The organism is Enterovibrio baiacu (assembly GCF_004120195.1).
GTDB lineage: Bacteria > Pseudomonadota > Gammaproteobacteria > Enterobacterales > Vibrionaceae > Enterovibrio > Enterovibrio baiacui.
Genome location: NZ_SCHN01000005.1, coordinates 527,203 through 537,295, shown reverse-complemented (window position 1 = coordinate 537,295; position 10,093 = coordinate 527,203). Strand labels below are relative to the sequence as shown.

At 48.1% G+C, this 10,093-nt stretch carries 2 protein-coding genes; both read left to right on the top strand.

The window, feature by feature from the left end; all coding sequences use genetic code 11:
- Positions 1-161 precede the first annotated feature (161 nt).
- Positions 162-8,843 (top strand): hypothetical protein, encoded by an 8,682-nt coding sequence (locus tag EQP46_RS24525; protein ID WP_205685915.1) that lies wholly within the window; start codon positions 162-164, stop codon positions 8,841-8,843.
- Positions 8,840-9,427, top strand: a complete 588-nt coding sequence (locus EQP46_RS02645; protein WP_129492162.1) for a hypothetical protein — start codon at positions 8,840-8,842, stop codon at positions 9,425-9,427. The genes EQP46_RS24525 and EQP46_RS02645 overlap by 4 nt, the downstream gene beginning before the upstream one ends.
- The last annotated feature ends 666 nt before the right edge of the window (positions 9,428-10,093 follow it).

The window sequence follows — 10,093 nt, the reverse complement described above, 5'->3', positions numbered from 1 at the left end:
CATTAGCAGTGCATGCTTATGCCGAGCCCAGTGTTATCACCGAGCACCTGCCACACCTGACACATTACATCACCCTCAAGAACGACCATTACGGGAGTACAGTCTGGAAGGCAACAAAAACGCCGCAACAGGCAGAAAGTGCCCTGATTTTTCTGAGTAATGTGAAGAGTCAGCTTGATGAATTGTATGCACAGGCGTCAGAGGAGCAGACAAAAGGCGAGTTACTGGCCGCTCTGGCTTTGGTCGATGAGATGGTTGTTGCCATTGAGGCAGACCAATCAGCACGAACAGCCCTTGAGTCGGCTTCAGCGGCAATTGTGGCATTGGTTGGTACCGATACTGCAGCGCACACTGTTGACGTAGTGCGCCAGGCTCAGGATGGCTCTGCAGAGGCAACAGTGATGCTGGCACAAGTGCGCTATGACCAAGCTGTTGAAGAAAAAGCGCAAACTAAAGCCATGGTGAGAGGGTACACCTCTTTTTATCGTGTGACTGAGTATTTACCGCAACACGACTACACACTCCATCACAGTGGTTACAACAATCCGATATTTCATGCAACAGAATCCGATTCCTCTGCTTTGAGGGCCAACAGCTTTCTCACGGGCATTCAAAATGAACTCCGTGCTCTGCGCAACGATACGAAAGATGAAGCAAAACAGCTTGGTATCACTGAGGCGCTGTCTCTTGTAGATGAAGTGATGGCAGCCATTACTGAAGACCGTGCAGCACGTTCTCGGGAAAGTGTCGCTCAGACGGAACTTGCCCATGCAAAAGCATTGGCATCCGACGTGGCGGAATATCTTGAARCATCACCAGAGATGCCCGCGTTTGGCGTGCTTTCTGGGCTCTTGTCTCATTTAGTGAGCCACCAAGGTGCCATTGCTGACGTCGTGTCGGACAGGGGGGCGTCTGCCTTGGCGACAGATTTGGGCGATGAAAACGGGCTGCTGTGGCAGGCAASCCAGTCCGAGACGAAGGGCAGACAGGCGTTGGCCCTGCTCGAGACTGCCAGCACATCATTGAATGATCGAATCAATGCGATTGATTTGCGGGTAACAGAAGACAGTGACACTTTCGAAACACTGTCCGCCGAAAAGACACATCATCTTMACGGGRTCGCATTACTCAGTGCGCTGACTGATGCACTAAACGCAGACTTGGCTGCTAGAGTGACCGTTTCTCACACACATGCCACGAAAACACAAACGCAGGCCACCTTGGATGATGTGAATACACGCTATCAACACTTCACCACGCAACTGGCTAACAACGCGTTTGCGGCATTAGGACAAGCGCCCGTTATCAATCTTTCATCGAGGGTGACTGACGGTCTAGACGTTGGCAGCGATGACACTGCATCTTCTAACACTTTGACGATGGCATTGCGTCGTGTGGCATTGACGTTGTCGGAAAAAGCGGGAGAGATAGAGGTGCAGCGGCGCTTGCTCGCTAGTGACCCTGAGAACACACTGGCCATCAATGCTTTGGCAGAGATGGAGGCAGGCTATGCACAGCTTGAGCAAGAGCAAGCGGCGCTGCTTGCCCAGTTGGGTGAAGATACGGCGGCAGAGCAACTACAACTGACTAGTTCTTACACCAGCCTAGATGATGCGAAAATAAGCAGGAAACAAGCGGCGGACGACATTGCGACGAACCAGTTGAGAGTGGCAGTACTTCAACAAGAGGTTCAATCTCTCTCTAAGAACATTGCGGAGCAATTAATTGAAATTGAGAAGAGCCGAGACAGCTATATCGATACAGTCGATAAACTCAATGATGCCAACAACAAAGTACAAATTCATAAATATGAGCTTGTTGATGATTTTGATTATTTTGAGAAAAAAAGCGAAAGTGTAGATTTAATTAATAAAGAGCTAAAAAATTTATCTGATTCTCGCGATGGAATAATTGAAGCTACTTTGCTATTGGAGGGTGAAATTAGTAGATACCAAGCGGAGATTACGGGTAAGGAAATAAGTATTAATGATTACAGCTACATTATTAGTCAGAATAAAGCCGATAGGGTGGACCTTGTTGGAGAATTAAATAGCGCGCATGAAGCATTAAAGTCTCAGCGTTCTAGCTATTTTTTTGGGTTGGGTAATTACCAATCTTTTTTTTATAATACCTTTATCCCTAGTATGAAACATGCGATATCAGCTGGCAGGTTTGAGAATGGTCCTTTTTATGGTGTTAGTGTTTCGGTCAATGAGAATGGCTCTGTAAGCCCTAATGGACCGCTTGTCGAATATAACTACCCCCAAGATTCCATTGATGCTGTGGAGTATTTTTTGGGATCAAAGGTTTCCGCTGATTATGTCCATACGCTGGTTCCTTATGAATATAGGTATAGGACGGCGATTACGAGGTTTGAGAAGCTGATTAATAGGGATTTTCCGACTCTTAATTTTAATAGCTCAGTGCAGTCATATATGGGTAATTATCCATCAGATGTATTCGAGTTTCTCAATGTTAATCCAGAGGAGCCTGGTGAGTTTAAATTTGATTTGAATGAAATTGAAAGGATGACGGAATATGTGAATAATGAGCTCAATAGTGTTCTTAGCTCTCAAGGTAAGAATGATTTTACAATTAGTGGAGGGTTTCTTCCAGCATTTAGATCATTGGAAGAAACGCTAAAAAAACACAGAAGAGAAATGGAGATATTTGAAATATATAGAGAAGAATACTTCGATGCTGCACGTGAGGTTATAAGGGTTGAATCTGAGATTGATAAACTGGATTTTCACTCGAGCCAAATGGAAATATTACTCAGTGAGGTCTCTACAGCCAAACAAGGGGTGATAAAAAATGTAAAACAAGCTAGATCAAGCATTGCTCTTGCATACACAAATTTAGATGTCATAGATAGACAAGCACACGCTACCAAAATGTTATTAGTAACTGCGCTTAAAGAACGTGCGGTTGCTGAAGAGGCCGTTGCCGCCACACGCGCTTCTTTGGCTCAGGCTGAAGCTGACCAAGCCAATGCAGAGAAGCTGCTGCTGGATGCCCGTGTGCACTTGAACGTAGCCATCGTTAACTATAATGATGCCCAGTCCGCCCTGTATCAGGCGACAGACTCACTCAATGCTGCCTACACCAACCTAAACATWGCGATAAATCTGCACCGTCAGGCGGACATGTATATCCGCCAAGCGCAAGCGTCAGCRGGCGAGGCCAAGGCCACTTTGGCCGAAGCGCAGGAGCTGGTTAACCTCGCACAATTCTCTGTCCTCCGCAAAGCCAATGCCGACATTGCCAGCCACGACACAGGYTACGTGTACGATGGCCGTGGCCAATTAATARCGGAACAATCGGCGTTGGTGAGTTTTGGTGAGCATGCTGAGGGTGGCATGAAGCAGTACATTGGGCGTCTCATCACCGAGCACGATTACGACAGCYTRGGCAATGTCACGCGCACTATYACWGCGGCCAACACCAATAACGCCAATACCACGCATTACTATTATGACGTGCAAGGTAACCAAACCCGCTCTATTGGGCTAGGTAGCAGTTCGGTTATCTACAACAGCCAGAATCTTGCCGCCGTCAACATCAATGCCCTGAAAGAACGCCGMGACCGGGTGTATGACGAYGAAGGGCGCYTGCGCTATGAAGTCGACGARYTGGGTTTTGTCACCGARCACCGCTAYGAYGGGCTAAAYCAGAAAACCACGCAGCTGCGTTATGCCAACGCGTATACCGCAGGCCGCCCAGAGGGTGCATCGCTGACACTGGCAGCCCTGGACGCTTTCATCTCAGAAGGACAGGGGGGKGATTACCGCGCGCTGGATTACCGCTACAGTGCCCGCGGTGAGCTTGAAACCACCACCACATCGAGCTCTGTGGATAGCCAAACCCGTACCAACGGGGTGCACCACAACGCCTTTGGAGACAAGACGTCAACCTTTACCACCTACGTGGACGGCCAGGGAGAGAGCCAGACCGTTACCAACCAACACCACCTGTATAACGTGGCAGGCCAGCTGATGGCGAGCCGCGATGCAGAAGGCTATGTCACGACTTATGCCTACAACGGCTATGGCGAGCTGTCGTCTCAACGCGAGCTCAGCGCGCGTTATGTGGACAGCAATGAGGACCCACTTGCCTGGGATTGGACGTCGCTGGAAGCATGGGCAGGTACCAGAGAAGGCGCAGCTCATGAGCGCCGCACCGAATTTGCCTATGACCACCGTGGTCACCGCCATCAGGTGACGCAGGTCGATGTGGAGTACGCCCAACATGGCGGCAGCACGGTTGAGCAGATAAGAGGAGACCTTGTCACTACCTCTTATCATGACCATGCCGGTCGGATGTTTATGACCGTGCAGGAAGCTGCACCCTCCGATGCGCAAACACACCTCACCGCAGCTGACCGTACCTTGCATGAGTACGACGCTTTGGGACGCTTGGTGGCAAGCTGGAGCAAGCGCAAAGACTATGTGGTCTCTGGCATCGCACTGAGTGTGGATAACACCGACCCAACCCCCTTGAACAAGCACCAACGCACGGATTACACCTACGACGCTCAAGGCAACTTGATTGCCACGGAAAGCGACGGCCGTGCAACCTACCAACGCTACGATGCGGATGGCAAGCTGACCAAACGTATTGATGCACAGGGCAACGTCACCCATGTTGACGTAGATGCCATGAACCGGACCAAAGCAGAATGGCGTAATGTGAGCGCACCGGGGTACCAATACGAGCAGCGCACCGAATACAACTATGATGCGACTGGCCGCCAGACAGGCACTACCGTCACGGTCAATACTGGTCAGAACATCACAGAAAGCGCGGTTTACAACGCGTTTGGTGAAGTGACCGCGAAGACACACAACGGCGTGGTGCAGGAAAACTATGCCTACGACGGTTTAGGGCGAGTCCACACCAAAACGATGTTTGGCAGTCAGGAAGACGTCGTTACCACCTACCAATACAACTGGCAGGACAAGGTCACGACGGAAACCTTGGGCGGCAGCCGTACCACCACCCGTCAATACGACCTCACGGGTAACCTAGTGAGTGAAACGGGACCGCGGTTTGACGGCAAACAGTCAGAGACGGCCCAGACTTTTGACCGCTGGGGCAATGTGCGCCAGCAAACCGTGAACGGCAAGACCYATGATTTTGTCTACAACCATGCCAATCAGGTAATACTGCAGACCTCCCCAGTGGAAAACAAGACCATTGTGGATGCGAGTGGTCAGCGCATTGAAAACGCCCGCCCTCAAACCCGGATGTTCTATGACCGCCATGGTAACCGCCTGGCGGTGCAGGATGCGAATGGCCATTGGCAATGGAGCGGCTATGACCTAGCAGGCCAGAAGGTGTGGGACAAAAACGGTGAGCATGGTGTGACCCGCTACTACCACAATATTCACGGAGAAATGGTCGGTCGTATTAATGTGGACGGAAAAGGTGAAGTGTTCCGTTACRACAACAACGGGCAGTTGCTGACCCGCTCAAAAATCGACAACACCAAAGGGYATTTGCAGGTGTATGCCAAATACGCCTATGACCAGGCCGGACAGCGCTACCACGAACAGTGGTTCGGCGGGGCGGGCTATGAAATTTATACCCGGTATGACTCAGCGGGACGTGTACTGGAAACGCAAGGTAACGGACAGCACAAGCGCTACACCTATGACAGTTTTGGTAACAAGCAAGCAGATATCTTGCTGTACGGTGGGAGCGAGCGCGCGAGAAAAACGTCAGTCTATGATGCGTTCGGCAAACTCAGCACCGAGACCCTGTATGACGGGAGTGTGGTGGAGCACCATTATGATAAGTATGGGCAATTGGATGAGAAAGCTGGTGCCATTAGCATTGACTATGACTATTGGGAAAATGGCTTACTAAAACGTCAAGCCACGGGCAGCAAAACCGAGTCTTACCACTACAACGCTGACGGCAAAGAGACGCGCCGAACCCTGCAAGATGGTGATACGACACTCGTTACGACAACACAATGGGATAACCTTGGCCGCATTGAAAGCATAAGTAATGAGGCGGTGAGTGCATTTGGGCAATCGCTGAAAGCCTCTTTCGTAACATACCGGTATGACGAGGTAGGTAACCGCCGGAAAATCATCACCACGGGCGAGCAAAACAGTACCCGCTGGTACCACTATGACAAAGACAACCGCATGGTGGGGTCACATACCCGCACCAATGATGTTGAGTTTGACAGCATTGGCAACCGAGCCGGTGACCGCAAAATCACGTACAACACGCTGGGGCAGAAAGAAGTAGAGCATCGGTGGGAGAATAAAACCCGAGAAGATGTGACAGCACTAATCCATACCAAGGAAGTGTTTGAATACGATAAGCACGGTCATCTCTTCCGAGTAAAAGCCTATGAGATAGAAGGCGGTACTGAACATCAAACCCGTTTGATGACTCAAGAAAACAGTCGGATGGGACAGGCAACGTCCCAAAGCGATATCACCTACAAGTTTGATTACGTCAACGGACGTATCAGCAGCCAGACGGGGGCCAAAACCGCAAATACCGATTTTGGTTATTTGGATGGTCGCCTGATATCTCAAGATGTGAAAGACGGCACCCAGCTCGCTTATACAGTGCACTTCGATTACCACTTCAGCGGACAGATGCATCAGCAAAGGACCGTTTATCATAAAGATGACGGCGGTGTTGATACCCTTACGTATGCTTATAAAGGCCGCGAGAGCTTCCAGAAAAATACCATTACCGCGAACTCCACGCGAGAAGGCAATGGGAGTGGCTTTAAGGCGGGTACGACCACTTACGCGTACAACAGTGCGGGTCAGCTTAGCGGCATCACCAGTACTCGAGAAGAGAGTGAACGTAAGCACCTCACTGATTTCAATGGGCAAATCGCGCTGCAGCTGGATGTTAAAGAAAACACACTGCTAGCGAACCTCACGACCTCGGGCAACCCACTAGCAACCATCACCAAAGGCAAAGTCGATGCCGACCTGCTCGATGACAGCGGCAGCAGCGCCGGTCAACAACCTGGCACCTATACAGTGGGCGCCAATGACACTCTGCAGCGCATTGCGCAAGTGGTGTATGGCGACAGCCGCTACTGGTATCTGATTGCGGATGCCAATGGCCTATCACCAACGGAGCCACTCACCGAAGGCAAGCTGTTGGTCATTCCCAACCAGCACACTCAGACCTTTAATGGCGCAGAGAGCTTCAAGCCTTACAACGAAAGTGAAATATTGGGCAATGTAAACCCAGACCCGATTGCCCTGCCACCACCGAAGAAGAGCTGTAACCCGATTGCGATGATCGTGATGGCGGTTGTGGCGGTTGTGGTGACCGTTTATACGGCTGGGGCGGCGGCGACGCTGTTTGCGGGCGGGAGTTTACTGGGTGGTGGTGTCGGTGCCGCTGGCTTGGGAGCGCTGGGTGGTGTAGCGGCAGGTGGTGCTGCCTCACTAGGTACAGGTTTAGTCGCTTCTCTCCAGTTGGCTGGAGCCGCAGCCATTGGTGGCGCAGTCGGCTCAGCCGCATCACAGCTGGTTGGTAAAGGGCTCGGTGTTGTTGATGACTTTTCGTGGACGCAGGTCGCGTTAGGTGGATTAACTGCCGCAGCAGCATCGGGCATCGGCGGGGCGCTTGGTGAATACGGAGTGTTTAATGCTAACCCTGATGCAGCGAATCTGGCTTGGCGTCAAGCTGGTAATGCTTCTGTCAGCAGTGCGACGAGCTACGGCGGGAACTATTTGGGCTCAAAATTATTGGGTGAGGACGTCTCATTCAGTTGGACAAATCTCGCGGCCTCAGCCGTAAGCTCAGCGATCAGTGTCGGTTCGGCGCAGCTTACGAAAGGCTTAGGCATCGTCGGGGACACCATCGATAACTTTGTGAGTTCAGCGACAGCGACAGCGTTGAGGGGAGAATCATTCAGTCGTAATGCTGGTAGATTACTAACGGATGCGTTTGGTAATGCGTTAGGTACAGCGTCGACAAGTAGTGCGAGGGATGATTATCAGGAAGAGAGGCTTGAGGCTTTTTACAACAGAGAAGTCAAACTCCAACGAAGAAAGGTGTTCTTGGAATCTATAAGGAATGATTCTGAATATAATCAGTCTTCAGATGACTATGATGGCTGGGCTAAGCTTTTAAAGAAATCTGAAATGAATGGGTTTAGCATTAAAAAAATGACTAGTCGAACCTTTGATGAAAATGCCTTTAACAAGGCAATGAAAGATGAAATCATTAAAAAAGGGGTCGATAAATTAATAGGGAGTGTATTTTCTGAAGATGAAACTGCAGAGTTTTCCAATCCGATATTCCACATTTCGGATGAAGATTTGGATGTGTATTTTGATAAGCTGACACCTGGTGATAAAAAAGATTTTCTGTCAATGTACAATGATCTAACTCGATCTTTGACGAAGGATAGCTATAATATGGCGCAGGGAGAACTGAAAATACATGAATTTAATGATAAGTATGGTACTCACTTAGACGTTAAAGCAGACTCTAGGCATGTTGGTGTAATAAATGGTGCTTATTTTCAAGCATATACAGCCAAAACTGGTATAGGTCTTTTGGGGGGCGAGGTTGAGAAGGTTGGAAATGTAATTTCGGATGTGGCAGGTTCGCTAAACTCAATTTCAAGTGATGATAATGGTAATATTACGTCAATATCTATACCAGCATTTAAGCCTGCTGAGATTGCGGGTGCTGCATTTGTTGAGTTTATATTTAGTACATATGAAAATTACTGGGAAAGAAGCGGGCATAAGCTATACCCTCATGTTATCAGCGATCAGCATGATGTTGGTATTGAGTTTATTTGGATTCCAGAGGCTTGGAATAAGGAATTTAACAAGTGAGTAAAAAATTATTTTCTTGTGTTTTTATATTTTTATCTTTTCCTGTTTGGGGTTACTCGGAGAATTGTGGAACTCATATTGCCGCATTTTTAAAAAGTTCGGTTAGCGTGAAACCTGTAGGAGTTGAAGTGTCAGAAAGTAAATCTCGTTGGTTGATAGAGTATCTCGGGATATCTCCCTCGGATTTAATTGGTTTGGATTTTAAAGAAAAATTGAAACTTATCGAGATTAGTATATATGAAGCACTGAAAAATAATCCTAGGTTATATGATGATTCAAATTTTTTCCCATTGGCATTAAATGAATTGGTGGTGTTATATTCTACTTATGGCGATTACGATAGGTTTTATACTATACTAGATAATATAGATAGTGAGAATGCTAGGATGCTGTTTTTAGAACCTGTTTTTTACCGATTCACAAGTGCTGCGACGATTTCCCTTGATTCTAGCAACGGCTTTTTGAAATATTTCTTAGATTATCACCCTAACTCAATATTTGCATTGGAAGATTTGGGTGGTTTTTATCCTGACTTAGATGGAGAAGATTATTTGTATTTTCTTAACTGTATGTACAAAAAATGAAATGGTTGATGTTGGGGATATGTATTTACGCTCCCGAAATGCCAAACTAAAATATTTTATATCGATGGGACAGAAAAAAACAGAGACAGGCACTTTTGGAGAAAGGTACTGATTAACCAGTAAATAAGTGATTATTATAAAGTTGAATTTGTTGGACAGGTGCTCAGAGTGGCTTGTGAAGAACAGCTTTCCAGAAATCACGCTAAATTTATAAGTTTTCAGGCAGCACGAAAACAGGCGATGGCCTGTTAGCTGTTTAAAATTGCGCGAGGAGAAGGTTTAGCTATCAGGCAACCTGAATCCTGAAAGTCGCTTTCTGTTTAGGTGGGGCAGCGCGGCCTTAATGGCTTGGCTGCTGCCGACTAACCTGCCTCTTCCTACGTGGGTTCAGGCGTTCAGCCAATCGGCTTTGTCAAACCCCAACCTTGAAAGAATGGGTGGTGAAGTGCTGCTAATGAACATTTGCCAGGACAGACATCCTAATAAAATCATAGCTTTGTCAGAGCTATTTCTTTATGTTTCTAAGCTCATAAACGCGATCTGGAGATAAAAGATAAGTAATTGAACGATATTCTTTTCGTATCTCATCGCGTTCGTCGCTCACTCCCATGTGGCTATGACAGCGAATCTCAACAAAGCTGCTCTCATCGCCCATACAACAAGAAA